Origin of the sequence: uncultured Roseibium sp. (assembly GCF_947499295.1) — a bacterium.
Lineage (GTDB): Bacteria > Pseudomonadota > Alphaproteobacteria > Rhizobiales > Stappiaceae > Roseibium.
Genome location: NZ_CANMNP010000011.1, coordinates 37,861 through 59,564, shown reverse-complemented (window position 1 = coordinate 59,564; position 21,704 = coordinate 37,861). Strand labels below are relative to the sequence as shown.

The window sequence follows — 21,704 nt, the reverse complement described above, 5'->3', positions numbered from 1 at the left end:
GTTCGGAGACTGGAGGCGGCCAGTTCCGAAATCAAACTGGTGTCAAACAAGCAAAAGAGCTCTCAATCTAGCGTTGCGCACTACCCGTAAAGCGTGCATCATTAATTGTATGACTCATGTAGCCCGCCGTATTGAAATCAACAGACCGGATGGAAACACTGAAATATTGTCTGAAGCTGACTTTGCAGCACTTGGCGCGCCGCTTGTGCTTCTTGGTGAGCCGGGTGCCGGTAAGTCTGACACCGCTGATTGCTTTTCTGAGCTTGATGGCCATACGAAATTTTCGGCGGATGTGCTTGCCACCGAAGCTCCTGCCCCTGGGCTGGAGACCAGCATTCCAGTGATTGATGGTCTCGACGAGACCCTGGGAAATGGACAGGAAAGCCCGTTTCTCTCGATACTGAAGCGCCTCCATCAGGCAAACGTGCACACGTTTGTAATTACTTGCCGCGCAGCGGACTGGGCTGATGTTCAGAATGAACGCCTAGTTCGGAATTGGTTTGGTCAAACACCGATTGTTGGACGTCTTCAACCGCTCAATGACGATGAAATCGTCGAGACGGTAGACGTGTTCGGCACTTATGAAGCCGGTGGCCAGGCTTTTCTGGAGGAGGCTCGAACCAGAAATGCCTTGGATTTAGCCCGAAATCCGCAGGCGCTCAGGCTCTTGTTGACTGCCATCAGAGAGCACGGTTGGCCAGAAACCAAGACAGCGCTTTATCAATACGCCTGTGAAAGCTTCGCAGGTGAAGAAAACCAAATTCACCGATCCATCAATGCCTCTAGGCCGGCTGCCGAGTTAATTCTTTCTACGGCCGGATTCGTTTTTGCTCAGCTCTTACTATCGGGTAAGCGCGGTGTGAACGTTGATGGTCAGGATAGCGAGTTCCATATCCGACTCGCGGAACTTGCAAGTGACACGGTCAATGCTGACATGATCAACGCAGCAGTATCGGCGTTACTATTCAAGGCTTCGGGCGTAGGAACTGTCGAGCCTTATCACAGGACCATCGCGGAATATCTCGCGGCAAAGTGGCTTGTTGATCAACTGCGATCCGGTACCTTGTCGTTTCGCAGGCTTGAAACTCTACTCTACAAGAATGGCCATGTCCCCAGATCTCTTAGAGGCCTTCACGCGTGGCTGGCGACACTTTACCCCAGCGCCACATCACGTTTCGTCCCCAACGATCCTTACGGCTGTTTTCGCTACGGCGATATTGAGCAATTTAATGTCGAACAAACGCGCCAATTGATCGAGCAGCTTCAAAACCTTGCGTCGATTGATCCGTACTTTCGTAGCGAGGATTGGGACGGTCAGGTTGGAAATGGTCTCGCTCGGCCGGAGCTACGTGATGATATCGTAGGTCTAATCCGTAATCCGGACGTTCCGTATAATCTCTCTACCGTCATCCTTGAATCGCTCAAAGGTACAGAGCTCGCCGCGTCCATTACAGATGATCTACGCAGCATCGTGCTCGACAATTCGATGCCCTATATAAGTCGAGATCGGGCTCTAGAAGCGCTTCAGTTTGCTTGTCCCGACGAAGACTGGGTCCGACTGGGTCAAAACCTCATTCGGGATGGCGACCACAGTTCAGCACGTATCGCTGTAGAAGTAGCCAGTGACTACTGCACGCATTTCACTGGCGAACAAATTGCTGAAATCACCAATAACTATGATGCTTTGAACGAACAACGTTCTGTGAACATATCCATTGGAATTGCCTATCGCCTCCTGCCAATTATGTCATTGGAGCAAAAAGTTGAGGCGCTTTCTGTTTTTGCGGCGAATCTACCGGAAGAGCGCCATAATCGCTCGAGTTACCAGCGGAAAATTGAAGAGCGTCTTTGTGATACGCTGAAGTCTTTTCTGGAGCAAGGTGGCGAGACCACGGGGGAGCAACTCTGGTCGTGGTTGTCGCGGGTCACCCGTTCTCATTATCGCTCCCAGGACTGGCGAACATTCAGCGTTCAGTACTTCAGTGAACGGGCAGAGCTTCGGCGTGAAGTTCAATCACACGCCCTGGCCAATGCGACGCCCGAAGATGGCCGCATAATCGATCTCTATTTGAGCGATATGGGAGAGGGACTTATCCTTCTGGAGAGTGATCTCGTCTACCACTTGGAGCAGTTGGTCGAACAGGACGATCAGCTTGACGACTTTGTTGAACGCTGGCGGGCGTTTGCCGAACGGATTTTTGGTCGTGGCGGATTTGTCGGTGACGCAGAAACGGTTGCCCAGCGACAGGCTCATAACCGACACGAACTACAGGCGATTATCGACGAAATTACGAGTCGGCCACCACCAAGCTGGGAACGCGAACATGAAGAGCAAAAGCAAGAGTGGGCACGTGAGAAACAGCGACAGGACCGCAACAGGTTCCAGAGCTTTTCGAACATTCGCGATCAAGTGCGAGAAGGGCAACATGCGCCAGCACTTTTTGATATTGCCACTGCGTATTTGGCACTTTTTTCAGGTTACAGTGAAGATAAAGAGCCCATAGCTCGAATCGAGCAGCTTGTTGGTCAGGAGAACCTTGAAGCGTCATTAGCAGGCCTGGTTGCTGCATGCCATCGCGATGATTTTCCGACCCCTCGTGCGATTGCAGAACTTTCTGCCAACGAAAGCAAACAATTTTTTCTCCCGAGAGTCGCAATGGTTGGCTGTGCCTTGTCACGTTTAAGTGGAGAAAACCTAAGTGAGTTGCCACGCGAAACACTACTCACTGCCTTGGCTGCCACGGAATGGGGCCTCTATTCAGATGAAAAACGAATGCTCGGCGGCCTCGAAGATGCGCTGAAAGAAATTCTTTTTGAAGCCGAGTATGACTACGAGCTATTTGTTCGTGACACAATTGAGCCACTGCTCTTTTCGGGCAAAAACCATGTGTCCGGGCTGCATCAACTTTTTGAAAGCAGTGAACATGCCGACCTCGCTGGCAGACTTGCAATCGAGTGGCTGGCTAGCAGTGACGAACTGTCGGCACAGGCATTGCGCAAGGTTCTTAATGCGGCACTTGTGCGCGCTGATCGGGGTACGCTTGCGGATTTGATTGCGGAAAAACTTCAAGCCGAAAACTGGCCTTCCGAAGAACACAGAAGCGCTTGGCTTCTCTGCGCTTTTTTTGCTGATTTCGAGCGTTTTGCACCCGATGTGTCGGGTTTCATGCTCGAAAATGAGGAGCGGCTGAATGACCTACGTTCCATGATGACAGAGGGCATCGGCGGGCAAAATGAACCACTGACAATCGCCCAACTGGCTTTTGCCATTGAACATTTTGCAGCTCGTTATCCGATGATCGAGCCTCCACGTGGCGGCTGGAACAGTGGCGATACGTATGAGCTCGCCCGATTTATTGATGCCTGTATCAGCAACCTGGGCGACATCCCAACAGAGGAAGCTCAGGATCAGCTCGAGCGTCTGATCAGTGAAGTCGATCTAGCTAACCATACTGATCATGCCCGTCACGTTCTCGCCGAACAGCGACGTTCTAGGGCCGAAGCTGATTGGTCGCAGCTTACGCTTGAGGATGTGCGTCATGTTCTCGTTAGCGGGCCGCCCCAAACGCTCGAAGACTTGCAAGCGCTTGTAATGGACGAACTCCAAGAATTGCAGCAACGCCTGCAAAACGGCAGTTTTAACGCTGTGCGACCATTCTGGAACAGTGACACGCCTTATCGCGAAAACTACTGTCGCGATCTTATCGCGAGAGAATTGGAGCCGTATCTACTTCGCTACGGCGTCCGAGTACATGCGGAAGGTACAATGCAATCAGACACTCGTTGTGACCTGCTGTGCACGATAGGGAACATGGATCTGCCGATTGAAATAAAAGGGCAGTGGCATAACCGTGTTTGGACGGCAGCGTGTGAACAGCTTGAAAACTATTCGGAGCACTACCGGGCAAGCGGATTCGGAATCTACATGGTGCTTTGGTTTGGCAACGTCCCCAGAAACAATCCGCCCGGTATTAGAGAGTTTGGGCGACCGGAAAACGCCAACGCTATGTTGGATGCAATTCCGGAACACTCCCCCCGTCCCATTTCGCCAAGGACAGGACTTTTTGTGCTGGATGTATCCAAATCAGAAGTTGACCTCGAACCGGAAGGACGGCAGCCGTAAAAGGCTGAAACAGTAAAGGAGCTGGAAAAGCCAAAGCGAAGTAGACGCCGACGCAAATCTGTTCGAGCGGCGCGTTTCGTGCGTTCGCGGCTGTGCAATATCCCACGGAAATTATTACCGATCATCAGAACAGTGCCTTGAGGCCTACAGTTTGAGTGGAATACGTGCGCACAGTCCGATCACGGTGTGCGTTCATGTAACGAGTGTCCATTGAAATGAATCGAAAACCTGGAGAACGGCGTTCCACAAAGTATCGCACTTTCCAGCCTCTGAATCGCAAATCTCGTTGTTTGAATCGAAAGAGCGTAACTTGAGATGCGTCTTTTCGATTTACCGGCGACCCGGCAGAGGTTGCATCACATTGTTGGCAATGTTTTTTGGCCTACGCTGACCTTCCTGCAATTCCATTCCCGACGCACCCTCCATAAGGATGGTGACCCCGGCGTCTTCAAAAGCTCGTTCAGATCACGCCGTGTCTGGTGGCGGTATAGTTCTCTGTTTCCATCTGCGGGTCACCGGCCCGAAGTGGCTGCTGCGCTGCCTTGCCTGAGAAGGCCGAACCCTCGCCAGAGTGCTCCGGCGTCCGCCTGGGAAATCAGACCCGTTGCACCCAACAGTTTGGAGAGGATCATGCCGGTCCCGACATTCACGCCCAAATTTATGACGCCGTTGATGAGCGCTTCGTCACCGGTGCGCATGAGTTGTCTGCCCGCGTGACCATAAAGACGCGAGTAAAGCTCGTTCCCGGATCCGACGCGCACGATGCCGCCGCCAGGCAAGCCACCTCCGGTGGCGATCAGGAACCCGCGGGTGCGCATATGCGGATGCGGATGCGGCCTGAACCGCGTGACGGCAAAGTTGCTGCCGTTGAGATACACGAGGACTTCGGAATAGGCATCGATTGCCTGAAGGATCTCGCCGACCTTCTCCGTGTGGGCTTCCCAGTGGCAGTCCGCGAGCACCTTCGCGACTGATGCGACGACGGATGCAAAATGTTGCTGGGGATTGTTGAATTCGAATAGCCGAATGATGCCCTGGATCCGGACGTCAATGTGTGGCGGCCGAACAAGCGTAACCAGATGCTGATGGTTGTCACGCAGATCCTGGTAAGTGACGCAGTTCGAGAACAGTCTGCTCAGGATCTGCTTCAAGTTACGTTCGCTGGATGCAGTTGGGGCATAGATTATAACCGGCATGAACGACCCCCAATGTCTTGTGTATTCAGATAGTCAAAGACCTTTTCAAATCTGGACGGTAGCAGTTGCAGCTCATTTTGCCGTAACGGAAATCACATTGTCGGCTGGTTTCGAAGGCGGCGGGCTAGCTCATTGAGAATTTTCGACGCTTGAGTTGATCTTCTTTTATTGCGTTGATCCTAAAGCACCGGTACGCCGTCATCCGTTGTCAGGGCACTGTCCGGCTTCGCTTCAGGTGTGTCATCTGTTGGTTCATCCGGAACAATCGAAGCGACCCGATAGCTTCCAAGATCGCTCATGGTCAGCATCAGGGTGACCGGCATTCCAGGTTCGAGGTCAGGTGTCACCGCGGCATAGGGCGCGAGGGGCAGGTCCATGGTCATCGCCGGCCAACCTATCCTTTGATTGGCTTCGTGGCTCACGTTGACGCTTCCCTCTGACAAGGAGTTAACGACGCCGCGAAGATGGATCGCACCAACCAACTGAGCGCCGCGTTGTTCAAGCGCCGAATGATTCATATTCGCCGGCGCCTGTTGGGGCAGGACGACGCTTTGAGGCAGGTGGAAACCTGCCAGGGCGGTCTGGGCAAAGCCTGTTGTCAGCAGACTTGCAAGACCCAATGCAAGGGAAACGCTGCCTGGTTTCATGTTCTCACCGAGAAGTTTTCAGTTTTTTCGTAAGATGTGCTTTGCGCCAGGCGCTGTTTCCCGGTTCGATTGATCCGGGAAGCAGAAAGCCGGAGGCTGATCAGTTCGGCATCATCGCACCGATGGCATAGAGACCATCATCACCCTTCACCAGCATCAACGTGACGCTGTCACCAGCATTGATATCGCCCATAGTCTGGGAACCTTCGAGCAACGGCAGGTCCATGGTCATTGCCGGCCAGCCGATTTCCGGGATCGGATCGTGGCTTACATTTGCCGTGCCTTCGCCAATCGAGTTGACGACCGCCTTCGTGTGGACAGCCCCCTCCATCTGCTCGGCGTCCATTGTCATATTGGAATGATTCATTCCCGAGTGGTCGGAGCCGTGTTTGGCGTCGGCAAACGCCACAGGTGCAGTGCTGGCTGCCATAAAGGCAGCGAGTGGCAGGGATTTGATCAGGTTCATTGAGTTTCCTTTCTCTGGTTCTCGGTATGATCAAGTGGTTATTCAGCGGGCACGGCTGTGCCTGCTTCCGGGGCGTTCGCTCTGAGCTCACGATTGACGCGCTTGAGCGCAAGACGCTTCCAGATCACGAAAATTGCTGGAATGACGAACAGGGTCAGAAGAGTTGCCGTTGCCATTCCGCCGACCATCGGCGCAGCGATTCTCTGCATGATCTCCGAGCCTGTTCCGTCCCCGTACATGATCGGAATCAGGCCAGCGAAGATCGTCGCGACGGTCATCACCTTTGGCCGCACGCGCAAAAGGGCGCCTTCGAAGACGACATCCTCGACATCCTGCGTTGTCATGGCGCGGGCTTCACTGGCTGCCGCTTTCTTCCGCTTGTTCCAGGCAAGGTTCAGATAGAGCAGCATGACGATTGCCGTTTCCACTGCGACACCGGCGAGCGCGATGAAGCCAACGATGACGGCCACGGACATGTCGAAGTTCAGGTACCAGAGAAACCAGACGCCACCTGCCAGTGCGACCGGCAGGGCCGCCATGATAATCCCGACCTCAATGACGCGGTTGAACGCCATGAAGAGCATCAAGGTGATGATCAGGAGGGTTGCAGGAGCCACCAGCTTGAGCCGTTCCTGCATGCGCTGGATGTACTCGTACTGGCCTGACCAGGCGATCGAATAGCCGGGCGGCAACTGTACATTTTGCGCGACCACCTGCCGGGCCTCGGTGACATAGCCTCCGAGGTCCCGCCCGGCGATATCGATGAAGACAAAGCCGGTTCTCCTGGCGTTCTCCGATCGGATCATGCCCGGGCCGTCCACGACGCGGATCTCTGCAAGGGCACCGAGAGGTATATGCGCACCGGATGGGGTCACCACCGGAAGGTCTCTCAACCTTTCGGGACTGTTTCGCCAATCCTGCGGATAACGCAGATTGATGGGAAAACGTTCAAGCCCTTCCACGGACTCCGAAACCTGCATCCCGCCGATCGCGGTTTGCACCACGTCCTGGATATCGCGAACGCTCATCATGAAACGTGCCGCGGCGTCCCGATTGACATCGATTTCGATAAACCGGCCACCAACTGGACGTTCAGCATAAGCGGATGCTGTTCCCTCGATGCCCGCGACAGCCGCCTCGACCTCAATGCCGATCTGCTCGATCACCCCCAGGTCCGTCCCGGTGATCTTGACCCCGACAGGGGTTTTGATACCGGTCGCCAACATGTCGATGCGGTTCTTGATTGGCTGGATCCAGACATTTGTGACGCCCGGGATCTGAACGGCCTTGTCCAGCTCGTCTCGAATGCCGTCCATTGTCATGCCGGGTCGCCAATCTGATTGCGGCTTCAACTGGATGGTTGTCTCGATCATCGTCAGCGGTGCCGGATCGGTGGCGGTTTCCGCCCGGCCCAGCTTGCCGTGTACGGTCAGAACCTCCGGAACAGTCGCAATCAGACGATCCGACTGCTGAAGCACCTCCCTTGCCTTGCCGATGGAAACGCCTGGATAAAGCGTCGGCATGTAGAGGAAGTCACCTTCGTTGAGTTCTGGCATGAATTCGGTGCCGATCCGTTGCAAGGGCCACCACATGGACGCAACAAGTGCTGCTGCCAGAAGTGTTGTCGCCCACGGCCAGGCGACAGCCGCGTCCAGAAACGGCCGGTAAAGCCATATGACGATCCGGTTCAGCGGGTTCTTGCTTTCCGGCAGGATCCGGCCCCGAACGAAGTAACCCATCAAAACGGGTACGAGCGTGATCGACAGTATCGCCGCTGCCGCCATCGCATAGGTTTTTGTGAAGGCAAGCGGTTTGAACAGCCGTCCTTCCTGGCTTTCCAGCACAAAGACGGGAAGAAAACTGACCGTGATGATTGCAAGAGAGAAGAACAAGGCGGGTCCGACCTCGGAGGCACATTCACTGACAATCCGCCATCGGTTCTCCTTAGTCAGTTTTTCGTTTTCGATGCGTCTGTGCATCGCCTCAATCATAACAATCGCGGCGTCCACCATTGCGCCGATGGCAATGGCAATGCCGCCAAGTGACATGATGTTGGCGTTCACGCCTTGCAACTTCATGATGATGAAGGCGGCCGCGATGCCGAGCGGAAGGGAAACGAGAATCACCAGCGAAGACCGTATGTGCAGAAGGAAGGTTGCACAGACAAGAACCACGACGATGAACTCTTCCGTCAGTTTTTTCTGAAGATTGTCGATCGCGCGCTCGATAACGCCCGAGCGGTCGTATGTCGTGACGACCTCGACGCCCTCGGGCAAACTGCTGCGCAACTCTTCTAGCCGGGTCTCCACGGCCTTGATCGTCGCCAGGGCGTTCCCGCCCCAGCGCAGGATGACAACGCCGCCGACTGCATCGCCTTCGCCACCGAATTCGCCGACGCCACGGCGCATTTCCGGTCCGAGGCGAATATCCGCAACATCGCCAAGTGTCACGGCTGCCCCACGATCGTTCACCATCAAGGGGGCTTTCGCGAGGTCTTCCAGTTCATCGACATAGCCAGTCGAGCGGACCATGAATTCCGCTTCACCCATTTCGATGACGCTGCCGCCGGTTTCCCGGTTTGCAGCCTGGATTGCGCCTCGTATTTGCGCCAGCGTGATGTCGTAGGCTCTCAGCTTGTTCGGGTCGACAACCACCTGATACTGCTTGACCATGCCTCCGATGGTGGCCACTTCCGATACGCCATCGACTGTTTGGAGCTCATATTTCAGGAACCAGTCCTGAAGGGCGCGGAGCTGCGACAGATCGTGATTGCCGGTGCGGTCGATCAGGGCATATTGGTAGATCCACCCCACACCGGTTGCGTCCGGTCCGAGCTGTGGCGACACACCGTCCGGTAAGTTCGACGCTATCTGACCGAGATATTCCAGGACACGGGTTCTGGCCCAGTAAAGGTCGGTACCGTCCTCGAAAACGATGTAAACATAGCTGTCTCCGAAGAAGGAAAACCCGCGGACGTCACTGGCCCCTGGGACGGCGAGCATCGCCGTTGCCAATGGAAAGGTTATCTGGTCTTCAACAACTTGCGGCGCCTGTCCGGGATATGGTGTACGGACGATGACCTGAACATCGGAAAGATCCGGAATTGCATCAACAGGCGTTTCGCGGATCGCCCAGACACCGGCAACCGCCATCATGGCGGCCAGCGCCAGCATGATGATCCGGTTCGCGATCGACGCGCGAATGATCGCTGCGATCATTACGTGCCCTCCTCTTGACGCAAGCCGATCAAGGTCATCGAGAGGTCCGGATTGCGCCGGAGCAGCAGCGTCGTCTCACGGCTCAAAGGCAGATCATTCGGATCGAGTGCCTCATCGACAACAAAGTCCATTGTCATGCCGGGCATACCGATTTCCGTCATCGGACCGTGCGTGATGTTCGCGGTTCTGGCATCTGCATCAACCGTGTTGATTGTGCCGCGCACTTCCATGGGAGGTGTTGCAGGCTCAGCTTTTGCGAGAACCATCGTCAGACCATCTGGGCGCTCGAAGGTCAGCGATGTTTCAGCGCCAAGCGGGAGCGTTGCAAGGTCCAGAGCTTCATCGATTTGGAAGACCATGGTCATGCCAGGCATACCGATTTCTGTTATCGGGCCATGCGTGATGTTCGCGGTTCTGGCGTCTTTGTCGACGGTGTTGACCGTGCCGCGAACCTCAATCGGAGGAGCCACCGGATCTGCTTTTGCAAGAACCATTGTCATGCCATCCGGACGCTCGAACGTCAGAGACGTCTCCGTGCCAAGCGGCAGTGCTTCAAGGTCCAGACCCTCGTTTACGGCGAAGTCCATGGTCATGCCTGGCATGCCGATCTCAGCGATGGGCCCATGCGTGATGGTGGCCTTGCCGGCGTTGGGGTCGACGGAGTCGATCGTCCCCGATACCACGATTGGAGGGGACGCAGCCGGCTCATCCTGTTTGGGGGACGGAGATGTATCGTTTTCGCCACCTGCTTCACGCACAGCAACAATTGAGAACAGTCCACCGTCATCCTTGGACAGGTCAAACTCCACAGGGACGTCCAGCGGAACTGAGCTCGGATCAAGACCGGCAACATCGAGATCCATCTGCATCGCAGGCCATCCAAGTTCTGGAATAGGTCCGTGATCCAGCGTCAGCTTGCCGTCCTGCGTGACTGCGAGCACCATGCCGGTGCCGGTCGCGTCGATGCCGTCATCTCCGCCGAGCTCAATCAGGCCCAGAAGGCCATCTGCACCACGGGCCGCACGAAAGGCGACCTGTTGTCCCTCGTTCAATCGCTGAAGTGCAACCCCGGCCTGAACTGGAAAGCGGGACGTCATCGCAGGCCAGTCGAGGCTTTCCAGCGTTTCATGGCGAATGGTCGCGACGCGGGCAGCACGATCCAGGGCGATAAGCTCACCAGTTCCGCGCGCCGGAGCTTCGTTGGTCGGTGCCATCCGCATCAAACCGGCGCTGAGCGCGCTCTCGCTGTCGATCAGGAACTGGGCAGAGGCGACGACCTCTTCGCCGGGGGCAAGCCCCTGGACGACCTCGGTCCGCCCGCCATCGCCGAAATTGTCGCGCAGGCCAGTCGTGATCAACCGGGGTTTGAAGGTGCCTTCACCTACTTTGATGATTGCCCGTTCTGCGGCTCCAGTTCGAATGATGGCTTCGGTCGGCACGGTTACCGCTGTGCGCGTCGCGTTCGGAACGAGCGTGACATTGCCGAACATGTTGGGTCGCAAATGTCCGTCGGAGTTGTCGAAGCGAAGCCGGACTGGAAGGGTCCGTGTTTGCGGGTCCAGTTCAGGATAGATGTAGTCGATCTCACCTTCAAAGGTTTGTCCCGGAAGATGCTCGAAACGGGCAATCGCCCGCATGTCTTCCGATAGCCGGGCGATGTCGCGCTCGAAGACGTCGACGATTAGCCAGACCTCGTTGAGGTCGGTGATCGACATGGCCTGGGTTCCAGGCTGCAAGAACATGCCGTCAGCGGCACCCAGGGCAATCACCACGCCGTCGCGCGGGGCTTCGACCTTGATGCTTCGGGCGACTTCCCCACTTTCTTCAATCTCGGCAATCTGCGCCTCGGAAGCGCCGTGGCTCCGCAACTTGTTGCGCGCCGCTTCGAGGGACAGGCCATTGCCGTTTTTCAGGGATCGGAGAAAGTCGAAACTGGCGACACCGAATTCAGGCGAGAAAAGTTCGAAGAGAACCTCGCCTTTGTTCACCTGATCGCCAACGGCCCTCACATTGAGAGTTTCGATCCATCCGTCGACGCGCGTATGCACGTGACTGGTGAGATGTTCATCGTAACCGACGAACCCGACCGTTTCGATCCGTTGCGAAATTTCGCCGACGCGCGCAAGAGCGGTTCGCACACCGATCGCGTTGATTTCGGCGGCTGACAACTGCACCTCGGCCGGGTCGCCGGACGGTTCCTGACCGGCATAAACCGGAACCAGATCCATCCCCATCGGCGATTTGCCGGGACCCGGTTGCCGAAAGTTGGGGTCCATTGGGGCCACCCAATAGAGAATGTCGGCTTCGCCGGATGCAGCGTCGTTGGCTGGATTTAGATAAAATCGCTCAAGAAACACCCCGCCTGCCACGCCTGCGGCAAGGGCCAGGATGCTGAGCGCGGAATAGCGTCCACGCATGGTAACCTCTGATTTGCCATCGCCAACAAGCCGACGGCCGGTTCAACAACGAAAGCTCGCGGACTTCCGCGAGATGGCGCTTCAGAGGAATCGTGGAGGGCGTTTGGGGAGAGTGATATCTGCCACATGCAGAACATCAGGTGGCGACTGAGCAAAGCTCAAGACGCGCAGAGCAGGGGCAAGACCAGCGGTGACTCCGTCGAATGTGTAGCCGGCGCAAAGCGCTCCTCCGCAACACCTGTCGTTTCCGGAGGATCCATGGTCATGGGTCCCGCCCTGCATGTCGGCGGCAGCATGCTTGGCCATGTTCTCGCATGGCATGCTGGCTTGCACTGCCGTCGGCTCGGCAGCCTCGGCCATCTGGTGCTGCATCGGTACACGCGCAACGGCAATCATAGCGAACGCCAAAAACAGCGTCGCTGCGATCTTGCTGAAATGTCGCGCGGTTTTGCTCATCGGTGGCGATATAATCGAGAGAGCCGAAAAAACAAGAGCGGTAGGCGCTCTAAAGTCGATCGAAGAGCTCAAAGTCGGGGTGATGACCACAGTTTTCTTGCGGCAACCACCGGTCTTACGCACTCAAAGCGATGAGGAGCATTTTGGGGAATGCTGCGACTTCTGCAAAGGCGGTCTCACCAATACCAATGGCTTCGTTCTTGTTCCAACTCCTAGAACGTTGATACACTAGGGCACGGTGTCGGTCCTTCTTCGCTGCCATTCGATAATTCTACGCGCCACAGACTTTATTCTGATTGCCGACAATTTCACTTAGCAGCCATGAACGTCCGCTTCTAATGCGTTTGACGGTCTTTCGCGGAACTCACGAAATGAATATCAAACCCGTCCGAGATTGAGACTTTTGCTTATGGTCTTGGGTTCTAGCTTCCCGAGCCCACTAATCCAAACGATTAAATACTATCGTGGGAACAATGTAATTTTGCCACAATATAAAATATCTTGTGCGTCGCACTATACTTAATCGAGTACTTTTAATTCGCTTCGAAGAGTAGTTCGATCACTAAATGGAAAATTTTACCATTGATAATTTTCACTTTATTAATCACGCTATTTTGCGCTGTGGTCTTGATCCTTGAATCTGGTCCGATTTGAGTGCGAATTCTTGGGTTCATTCTAATGAAAGAGGAGTGTCCCGATGCCGAGGAAACGATTTTCAGACGAACAGATTGCTTTCGCACTCCGGCAGGTAGAAGCTGGCACGACAATTGGCGAGATTTGTCGAAAGGTGGGTGTTGCTGGGGCAACGTTCTATTGATGGAAGAAGGTTTATGCCGGAATGGGCGTTGCGGAGATCCGGCGACTTAAGCATCTCGAAGACGAGAACTTGAAACTGAAACGCCTCGTGGCCGATTTGAAGCTGGACAAGACCATGCTTCAGGATGCTTTGAGAAAAAAGTGGTGAAGCCAGTCCGCCGTCGCAAAGTTGTCCGGCATTTTTAGGGTGTGTTTGAGGCGTCAGAGCACCGTACATGTAATGCTATGGGCTTCGGGCGGCTTCTCACAGATATCAATCCAGGCGCGACTGTGAGGTGGAACTTCGCATGCGGCTGTCGGAAAAACCGTTTTCTCCGCAGCGAAGAGTTGGGACTCTTGTTCACAAATAGTTAGAAGTGAAATTAGTCATACTAAGTAAAAAATGATACGCACTTATCCAAACGTACTAAATTAATTTGATGTTTTTCTTGGTTGAATGTTCGTTTCAAATTTGTTCAAAAAAGTCACCTGATGGACTTGGCCTGCCCGGTACCTCAACGATGAATTGACAAGCAACTATCTAAGTATTTGCTTAATGACCAACCTGAAACCCATGAACTCGCGCGATCCGTCCTGAAAGGCATTTGATGGGTTTGGATTGTGATGGCTGAATTTGGCATCGGAGGACCGCTACCACCGTTACCCCCGTCAAAGCGAAATGTGCTTTGTGTTGGTTTTGTTTTCTCGTAAGCAATTGATTTGAATTGGATAAGCGTGAAGCTTTACCCGTGAACACTAATTTTACAGAATACCACCGTGTCAACCCGATATCGCGATATCAACCGTGTATCTCTCAATCGAGTCTGCCAATGTCCGAAAAGGGGCCGAGAGGGGACAGTCTGGTTTTGGCTGTCGACTGACGAAACTTGCCATTCGCCCTGCGTCGATCAGACGGGAGCAAGAGCTGTGCCCGTCGGCACGCTGACCTCGAACCAAACATATACATCTGCCACTGATAATCCGTGCCACGAGTTTCGGAGCCGTTAATCGTCAACTTAGTAGCAAATACACACTTTTGTCCTCGCGCAGTTCTTTTCGCCGAAGAGCACGCAAACCCTATCCCTTAGCTCAGAGATTATGACAAAGAGATCCCAGCTTTTCCAGCGCTGACCAACATGCATCAGTTTCGATCGACGCGATTCATGCAACACTTTCAAGCTTTCCTCGAATGCTTGGCCCGATGTCTCTCGTCGCTCATGGTTCTGTGGCCCGACGGCCCAGGATCATGAACAACAGTCGAATGACAGCCTTGCCAAGGTATACAGGATGGAAAATGCGAAGGAAAAGGATCATGATTAACGAAAATAACCAACAAAATTGGCTCAACCGAAAGGCGCCAACTCTTTCAGAACACCGTTTTGCCATCGGACAATGTGTCAGAATGAAGAACGCCCCCCCGATGACGTCCTCAAGTCGTGGCGTATCCTTCCGCATTACCGCGTTGATGCCCTGCATCGGTGACACACCGCAATACCGGATCCGCAATGATCTGGAGTTGCACGAACATATGGTCACCCAGGACAACCTCGAACCCGTGGCGATTGCCGAAGCAACCCAGGGCAACGCGCTTGTAATCAAAAAAACGATTTACCAAAGGTAAGGCTTTGCGCGTTGCAAGGCAGAAAGCCCAAGCTCTCGCGAATTCCAGTGGTGCGTGAATGTCTATATAGGAGACTGACAATGTCAGAGATCAAGCTGACGAAAGTTGAAGTGCGGCCCTGTGGCCAGCTTCTGTATTATGTTCGCGTGAACACTGCGGCTGGCAAGCTTGAATTACCTGTCGCCATCATGGAACAGGGATCTGACGCCTCGAACGAAACGAAAGTTCTTCAATCTTCGCTCAATATTGCGGAAGAATTGGAGGGCTCAATTAGGTCTCATCTCGAACCATAGCCGCAATCGATCTCCTCAAAAAACGGCCGACGCCATGAGGGGTCGGCGAACGAGAAGCTTGATCACACTGGCAGCAAGAAGTAGAAAAATCGGAAGTATTTGGTTAGTCGAACCCACCAGGTAGCCAAAAATCGCACCTTCAAGATCTTTGCACGTGCCGCCCGCCGTGTGGAATTGCCGGCATTTGTTATTGTCATTTGATCCAGTGCGTCTTTTGCGTTCATGTCCTGCATCAGATTGCCGCCAATTGTTGCCGGGCTGCCGGTAAAGACGTGGTAAATCGTCCAGGAGCCGTCAGCTTCGACACGCTTGCCATATTCACAGTGCATGGAATCCTGCGCAAGTGCTCCTCCCTCGCCGTCCCAATTTTCAAGCGCGCGGTTCATGAAATTGAACGGATCGGGAGAAGGCACCGAAATGGGTGCAGGTTCGGACTGTTTCCAATTGGGTAGTCCCGACTTTTCGGTCGAAACCGACTTGGTCATTGCTTGCTCTCTGTCAGGTCACTGACCAATTCGCCGCCGCTATCCGGCTGGCGGCGGTCCGGTTTCCCGACTTTAGCCTGCATACCCCTCAAGAACTTGAAGAGATCACTGTCCGTCGACAAGACAAGGGTCGTTCCAGAGGATATCATGTCCTTGTAGGCCTGCATTGTCCGGGTAAACTCGTAGAATTCCGCGGCTTGCACGGTTGTGTTGTAGGCCCGGGCGTAAATGTCGGCAGCGGCTGCATCGGCCACTCCACGGATTTCCTCCACCTCCCGATAGGCTTCGGACTGGATCTTGTTCAGATCGCGCACACGGTTACCGCGAATACGTGCGGCCTCGCCGTTGCCCTCCGACAAGAAGCGCTCGGCGATCTGCCGGCGTTCCGAGACCATCCGGTCGTAAATTTTTGGCCGGACGCTCTCGTTGTAATTGATGCGCTTGAACCGGATGTCGAGCAGCGCAATTCCGAAGACGCGGACCTTCTCGGCCGCTGCCTCGAATATTTCCCTCTCGACAAGTTCCCGACCTTTCTGGATGGGAACAAGCGACCCGATATCCTGCGCAAGTTCCTCGTCCGTAAGGAGTGTGTCTCGCAAGGGGGTACGCCCTCTTGTCGTCCGGATGATCTCGATCAGCTCGTGCTTTGCAACCGCATTGCGTGTCTCGCTGCCCAAAATGTCGTCGAGCCGGGACTGGGCGCTTCGTTCGTCGCGAAGTCGGAGAAAGTATTGCAAAGGGTCGGTGATCTTCCAGCGGGCGAACAGGTCGACGGAAATATACAGCTTGTCTTTTGTTGGCATGTCGGAAGGGTTGCCATCCCATTCCAGAACCCGGCGATCAATCCGGTTGACGTCCTGAACGAAGGGAAGTTTCAGTTTGAGACCCGACGTGGTAACCGGTTCTCCCACAGGCTTACCGAACTGGGTGATGATTGCCTGTTCAATTTCGCCAACGGTGTAAATGGCAGTGGAGGCTGACACAACGGCAACGGCTCCAATCCCGGCAAGAAGTCCCCATACGATCTTCATGGCCGGTTTTCCTTTTGACGGTCGAGATTGAGAAGCGGCAGGATGCTGCCGGTTGATCCGTCAACGATGATCTTCGATTCGATACCGGGCATCACATCCTGAAGGGTTTCGATGTAGATCCGCCGGCGGGTTACATCCGGTGCTTTCAGATATTCGGTCAAGAGCGCAGTAAAGCGCGACGCGTCGCCTTCGGCCTCGTTGATCCTTTTCAACCGATAGCCATCCGCCTCACGAATACGCTGGTCCTTTTCGCCTTCCGCCAGCGGGATGACCTTGTTGTATTCCCGGCGGGCCTCGTTGATCAGACGCTCCTTTTCCTGCTGCGCCTGGTTGACTTCATTGAACGAGGACTGGACGGGCTCAGGTGGGTTGATGTTCTTGAGCTGAACCTGGTCGATGCTGATGCCCATGGCGTATTTCGTGGCCAGAGCCTGCATCTTCAGGAGTGCTTCGCTTTCGATTTCCTGCCGGCCGATCGTGATGACTTCGTCGACAGTGCGGTCACCAACCACTTCGCGCATGACGGATTCCGAAACATAGCGAAGCGTGGCGGCGGGCTCTCGCACCTCGAACAGAAACTTGACCGGATCCGAAATACGATATTGAACCACCCATTCGACCAACGCCGCATTCAGGTCGCCGGTAACCATCTCGGTCTCGCGCCGGCCGTCGGTGGGACTTTGATAGGGATCGTTGCCACCTGGCGTGGTGAAGCCGAATTCCTGCTTCAATTGACGCTTGACCGGGACAATCGTCGCTGTGTCGATCCCGAGGGGGAACTTGAAATGTAGCCCGGGCGGGACTTCCGCGACGAACTTTCCGAAACGCTGAATGACTGCTACGGAGTCACTGGGTACGGTGTAGTAGGATGACCAGAGCCCGTAAGCGGCAAAGCTAAGTGCGCCGGCGACCAAAAGTCCGCGGCCCGAGGGAAAGCCACCCGGTAAAATGCCACCGAAGCGCTGGCGACCATGCCGCAGAAAAGTGTCGATATCCGATGAACGGTCTCCCGGCCCCGTGCCCCAAGGACCCGAACCGGGAGGACTTTTGTTTTCCAATGTCATGACAGCTCTTTCCCGAGAATCACTTGCGCGCCGGCTGATCGGGACGGATTGCTCTCGTTCTTCAAAGTGAATTGTCAGGCGTTCGGCATCGCCCGGCTGATCGCCGAGACAGGCTTTGCTGCCGAAAAGTGCCGTCATACCCGGTCGAGATACGTGGCCTGGCTTTGCTCTTATTCCGGCTCGTTCACGAAAACCCGCATGCCTTCATTTTCCGCCGCCTGGATGGCAAAAGTCTCCCTTCGGCCATTTCGCTGCTTACGGCGAAAAAAGTCCTTAAGTGTGAGATCTTCCTTCACGTAGAAAGCAACGGTATCCGCTGCGGCATGGTCTTGATGTTGGAGATTCTCTGCGAACATCGAACCAAGTGTACTTTCTGGCATGATGAGCGCTCCCGCTCACGATTTGTCGAGTTCGAGTGCGGCCAGGCAGGCTTGCGCCAAATCTCGGTCGGAGCTATCCGAACCAGGAACCGTCGCCCATCCAGTTTCCATGAGCGCATTCCTTCGCTGGTATGCAGAGGTTTTACGAATCTTCGCCAGCTTCGTGGCGCGTTCTGCGTCGGTGCGGGATAGGTTGACGCAAACCGGCACGAGCGCTGCAATTACTTTGTCTTGTGACAGCCTGTTCGCCATCTGTGTCGCGTTTCCACCGGTTACCCAGCCGCCCCAGGAAAATCCCACCGCGCTCACGGCAATTGCGCCGATCACGACGCCGAGCGCAACAGGTTTCAGCCATTCGGGAATGTTCATTTCAAGTCCTCCGCAGGAGCTGCCTTGCTGTTTTGTCTGTCATCGTTGGCGGCCCGGTCTCGGTTGAGCACGGCTTCCAGATCGTTTCCGGAGATTTCCCGCATCACGGTCTTCCCCTTGCCAGCAACGATCAGATACGTCGCCGTCTTTCGGTATCCGAGGAAATTCATATCCTGAAGAAGTTCTTCTTCGACAAGGACTTCGTAGTCTCCGGCAGGCAGGACTTCCGATTGCCTATTTAAAGAGAAGGGGTGGAAGAACTTCACCGTCGATCTGGTCGATCGGGTGTTCATGGCAATATCCGCCGTTTTTAATTGGTTGTGCTTCAATCAAGCTCCCAGAATCGTCTTGGTCGATGATTTCATAGGAAGGCGAGACTGTTTCAAAGAATTTAGATGGACCCGGCCGGTCGTGTGCTGATCGAAGTTAGTCTCAATTGGAAATCTCGGTCCAAACCTCGAAATTTCCTAAAGTATTTTCGCCAAAGGTTTGTGTAAGCGGGACATCGGCAGCATCCCTTCCGCGGCCAATCAGAAACCGTGCGATGCGGCGTTGGTTGTTGCGCGGATCGAAGATCCACCATCGGTTTGCCAGGAAGACTTCCATCCAGGCTGCGAAATCACACGGGGTATGCGGTTCCGGCTCGCCGATATCACTCAGGTATCCCGTGCAATAGCGGGCCGGGATGTTCATGCATCGACAGAAGCTGATCGCAAGGTGGGTGAAGTCACGGCAAACACCCCGCCCTTCGGTCAGGGTTTCGGACGCCGTTCGGGTTGCGCGTGCATGCTCATAGCCGAAGGTCACCTGCTGATGCACATAGTCACAGATAGCCTGAACCCTGGCCCAGCCTGTCTTTGTTTCTCCGAACAGCCGCCAAGATTCTTGCGACAGCAAATCAGTATCGCAATAGCGGCTGCCCAATAGAAACACGAGTGCGTCGGATGGAAGATCTTGTACAGAGTGCTGATACGCAGCAGGAAAAAACCGATCTTTCTTTCCATGATCAAAAAAGATGCCTTGCGTCGCCATTCTGAAGGCGCCGGCCGGCGCTGTCAGCCTGGAACACCAGTTCCCAAAAACATCCTTGTAGCTCTCGATCGGCACGCAAGGAGTAGTTGTCAAAAAATCCAGTTGCTCGAGGTCGCAATAGTGTGTTGCATCAACGTTGAGCATCGCAATTATCGGTGTGGATTTCGGAAACTTGAAATCAAGACGGCAACCCAGGCTGATCCGGATATCACCCTTTCTTTCCCGTCTTGAGCATTCCAAACGGCCAGAAGACGACAGACCCTTCCTCATTTGAGTGAAAGCCTGGCCAGAGCGGCAGCGGTCCTAGCGTGTTCCGATTTCTGATAGTCCCCGAGAAAGGCGCCATCAACCCTTACTTCCCATATCCCATTTCTTTCCCGGACCTGCACCCGATCCTGCTCAGTCTCCGGAGGAAGCATATGGACTGAAGCAAGCACCAGTTTTCTCGGATGCTTGGAGGCCCTTTCAGTTTTTGTAACGCTCGATATTGGAAGGGCACTGGTTTCCCCGAGGTTTATGACCGCGCGCATGAATTCTTCGGCATAATCGTCAACGTCTCTATAGTCTTGTTCGCGGCGCGCCATCGAATTGGTGTCGACAAAGCGTGTCTTGAGGTGTTTGACAAACCGGGGCTCAGAGCAGGACATATACGCTATCAGAGATTGTAAAATTCTCTCGTGTGCTAGGACCCGCCTCTCGAGATCTGTGGAATCCGACTTGGGTCCGTCCCTCTTCAATTTCTTCTCCATAGCCGCAGTACTCCTTCGCATGTAAGCGCACGTCACGTTCAAAGCCTGCGAGCAAATGCTTCGGCAGGCACGTAGACACTTGAAAACAGGCTCGGCACTAATGAACCCCTTTCCAACGCGTGACTATTTGAGGTAACTTCGTTTTTCGGGGCAAGCGTTGCGAGTCCGCTTATGAGATTGGCCCGCCTGTTGTCGCAGTCTTTGTCAATGCCTTTAAAGGCGTGTCAAGAAATTGACCGAGTACCCGACCGCTCCGCTCATCCTACTTGGAGCCTTGGGGAAACATCCTGATCGAAGTTAGTGCTTGGAGTTTTTTCGTTCCGATGCGGTTAAGATTGTGACCTGCGGATTTACTATCTTGCTTACAAGTTTTTTTCGGGCCAACAAAATCAAGGAAAAGATTGACAAGAACGGCGGCATCTTTTGCACCTAGTTCTTTCCGGTCGCATTCCAAAGAAATTGGTCGGCCAGAAATAGGCATCGCGCAAGTATGAGTTTACTTCAGCAATGGCCCGTTTTGGTCTAGATATTCAGGATCGAACCCCGCAAATTCGACCAGGCGGTCACGATCGTGGAACGTCACCTTGCCGTTTCGAAACGTGACCAATCCGCTTTCACGCAATTGCCGTAAAACACGATTGACGTGCACGGCGCTCAGTCCCAAAGCATCGGCGAGGTGATACTGTGTCAAAGGACAGTCGTAGCCACTCTGGCTACCCATGCCAATCAGAGCCAATCTCGAGCCAAGCTCCAGCAAAAAATGGGCCATACGCCCGTCCGCGTCACGCCGTCCGAGGCCAACGAGGTGTTCGACCACCATGGCTTCGTCCCGTGACGCGGCCCACAATACTGCGGCCGCCAAGCGAGGGAACCTTGCAAACGCGTCAAGGAGATCGTTAGCATGAACTTCGACCGCCTGAATATCGGTGATCGGTTCAAAGCTGTGGTCCGAGGTGCGAAGCAGAACGCTGCGCAACCCAAGAAAGTCGCCAGGTATCTGGACGTCGACAATCTGGCGTGTCCCGTCAGATTGCGTCTTGTAAGAACATACCCATCCTGAAACCAGTATATAGGCAGCCTGCCTGGACTGTCCCTGATGCACAAGATCTCGACCCGCGACGAATGTTCTGCGGCGCTGGTGTAGTCGCTCCAAGACTACAAGCTCATCAACGGACAAAGCGACAAATGCGGAAAGTTTGCGTTTGAGCGGACTTGTTTCGATGGTGTTCAATGGTGCCTCCAGCATCGGTGGATATTATCCCGCAATCCCGGCACTTGGACTGCTTTCGATCAGTACAAGATAACACAAACTCTGCGAGGCTGATGATATTCCACAGGTTCGCAATCGCTGCGGACTTCTTC

The 21,704-nt window shown here is 54.5% G+C and carries 18 protein-coding genes and 1 pseudogene; 4 read left to right on the top strand and 15 right to left on the bottom strand.

Going from position 1 to position 21,704, the window contains the following annotated elements; genetic code table 11:
* The first annotated feature begins 166 nt into the window (after positions 1 to 166).
* Positions 167 to 4,123, top strand: a complete 3,957-nt coding sequence (locus Q0835_RS17300) for a hypothetical protein (protein WP_298963326.1) — start codon at positions 167 to 169, stop codon at positions 4,121 to 4,123.
* A gap of 512 nt (positions 4,124 to 4,635) precedes the next feature.
* Here the strand turns inward: Q0835_RS17300 and Q0835_RS17295 are convergent.
* The 6 genes from Q0835_RS17295 to Q0835_RS17270 form a co-directional block, all read right to left on the bottom strand.
* Positions 4,636 to 5,319 (bottom strand): hypothetical protein, encoded by a 684-nt coding sequence (locus Q0835_RS17295; RefSeq protein ID WP_298963324.1) that lies wholly within the window; start codon positions 5,317 to 5,319, stop codon positions 4,636 to 4,638.
* Positions 5,320 to 5,498: 179 nt separating this feature from the next.
* Positions 5,499 to 5,966, bottom strand: a complete 468-nt coding sequence (locus Q0835_RS17290; RefSeq protein WP_298963322.1) for a copper-binding protein — start codon at positions 5,964 to 5,966, stop codon at positions 5,499 to 5,501.
* 100 nt (positions 5,967 to 6,066) lie between these two features.
* Complete coding sequence (locus Q0835_RS17285) at positions 6,067 to 6,432, bottom strand: copper-binding protein (protein ID WP_298963317.1); 366 nt, start codon at positions 6,430 to 6,432, stop codon at positions 6,067 to 6,069.
* A 38-nt stretch (positions 6,433 to 6,470) separates the two neighbouring features.
* The gene (locus Q0835_RS17280; protein WP_298963314.1) at positions 6,471 to 9,650 is read right to left on the bottom strand and encodes a CusA/CzcA family heavy metal efflux RND transporter; all 3,180 of its coding nucleotides are present in this window, start codon (positions 9,648 to 9,650) and stop codon (positions 6,471 to 6,473) included.
* Positions 9,650 to 12,067, bottom strand: a complete 2,418-nt coding sequence (locus Q0835_RS17275; protein ID WP_298963312.1) for an efflux RND transporter periplasmic adaptor subunit — start codon at positions 12,065 to 12,067, stop codon at positions 9,650 to 9,652. Before Q0835_RS17275 ends, Q0835_RS17280 begins: the two co-directional genes overlap by 1 nt.
* 81 nt (positions 12,068 to 12,148) lie before the next feature.
* The gene (locus Q0835_RS17270) at positions 12,149 to 12,523 is read right to left on the bottom strand and encodes a hypothetical protein (RefSeq protein WP_298963308.1); all 375 of its coding nucleotides are present in this window, start codon (positions 12,521 to 12,523) and stop codon (positions 12,149 to 12,151) included.
* A gap of 697 nt (positions 12,524 to 13,220) precedes the next feature.
* Here Q0835_RS17270 and Q0835_RS17265 point away from each other — a divergent pair.
* The 3 genes and pseudogenes from Q0835_RS17265 to Q0835_RS17255 all read left to right on the top strand — a co-directional run.
* Positions 13,221 to 13,504, top strand: a pseudogene (locus Q0835_RS17265) (transposase); the annotation flags it as partial.
* Positions 13,505 to 14,720: 1,216 nt separating this feature from the next.
* Complete coding sequence (locus Q0835_RS17260) at positions 14,721 to 14,939, top strand: hypothetical protein (RefSeq protein WP_298815577.1); 219 nt, start codon at positions 14,721 to 14,723, stop codon at positions 14,937 to 14,939.
* An 80-nt stretch (positions 14,940 to 15,019) separates the two neighbouring features.
* On the top strand, positions 15,020 to 15,232 hold the full coding sequence (locus tag Q0835_RS17255) for a hypothetical protein (RefSeq protein ID WP_298815578.1): 213 nt from the start codon (positions 15,020 to 15,022) through the stop codon (positions 15,230 to 15,232).
* Between the two features lie 62 nt (positions 15,233 to 15,294).
* On the opposite strand, the gene Q0835_RS17250 is transcribed toward Q0835_RS17255, so the two are convergent.
* The 9 genes from Q0835_RS17250 to Q0835_RS17210 form a co-directional block, all read right to left on the bottom strand.
* Entirely contained in the window at positions 15,295 to 15,717 is a 423-nt protein-coding gene (locus Q0835_RS17250; RefSeq protein WP_298963305.1) for a hypothetical protein, read from the bottom strand.
* On the bottom strand, positions 15,714 to 16,748 hold the full coding sequence (gene hflC, locus Q0835_RS17245) for a protease modulator HflC (protein ID WP_298815580.1): 1,035 nt from the start codon (positions 16,746 to 16,748) through the stop codon (positions 15,714 to 15,716). The genes Q0835_RS17250 and hflC overlap by 4 nt, the downstream gene beginning before the upstream one ends.
* Positions 16,745 to 17,950 carry an FtsH protease activity modulator HflK gene (gene hflK, locus Q0835_RS17240; protein ID WP_298815581.1) on the bottom strand — a complete coding sequence of 402 codons (1,206 nt, stop codon included), beginning with the start codon at positions 17,948 to 17,950 and terminating at the stop codon, positions 16,745 to 16,747. Before hflK ends, hflC begins: the two co-directional genes overlap by 4 nt.
* 32 nt (positions 17,951 to 17,982) lie before the next feature.
* Positions 17,983 to 18,192: a hypothetical protein gene (locus Q0835_RS17235; protein ID WP_298963302.1), complete on the bottom strand. Its 210-nt coding sequence runs from the start codon at positions 18,190 to 18,192 to the stop codon at positions 17,983 to 17,985.
* Between the two features lie 15 nt (positions 18,193 to 18,207).
* Positions 18,208 to 18,561 (bottom strand): hypothetical protein, encoded by a 354-nt coding sequence (locus Q0835_RS17230; protein WP_298815583.1) that lies wholly within the window; start codon positions 18,559 to 18,561, stop codon positions 18,208 to 18,210.
* Complete coding sequence (locus Q0835_RS17225) at positions 18,558 to 18,854, bottom strand: hypothetical protein (protein ID WP_298815584.1); 297 nt, start codon at positions 18,852 to 18,854, stop codon at positions 18,558 to 18,560. Before Q0835_RS17225 ends, Q0835_RS17230 begins: the two co-directional genes overlap by 4 nt.
* Before the next feature lie 139 nt (positions 18,855 to 18,993).
* On the bottom strand, positions 18,994 to 19,800 hold the full coding sequence (locus tag Q0835_RS17220; RefSeq protein WP_281926601.1) for a transglutaminase family protein: 807 nt from the start codon (positions 19,798 to 19,800) through the stop codon (positions 18,994 to 18,996).
* A gap of 59 nt (positions 19,801 to 19,859) precedes the next feature.
* On the bottom strand, positions 19,860 to 20,342 hold the full coding sequence (locus Q0835_RS17215; RefSeq protein ID WP_298815585.1) for a hypothetical protein: 483 nt from the start codon (positions 20,340 to 20,342) through the stop codon (positions 19,860 to 19,862).
* A 496-nt stretch (positions 20,343 to 20,838) separates the two neighbouring features.
* Positions 20,839 to 21,573, bottom strand: coding sequence for a Crp/Fnr family transcriptional regulator (locus Q0835_RS17210; RefSeq protein WP_298815586.1), 735 nt, complete (start codon positions 21,571 to 21,573; stop codon positions 20,839 to 20,841).
* Positions 21,574 to 21,704: the final 131 nt, after the last annotated feature.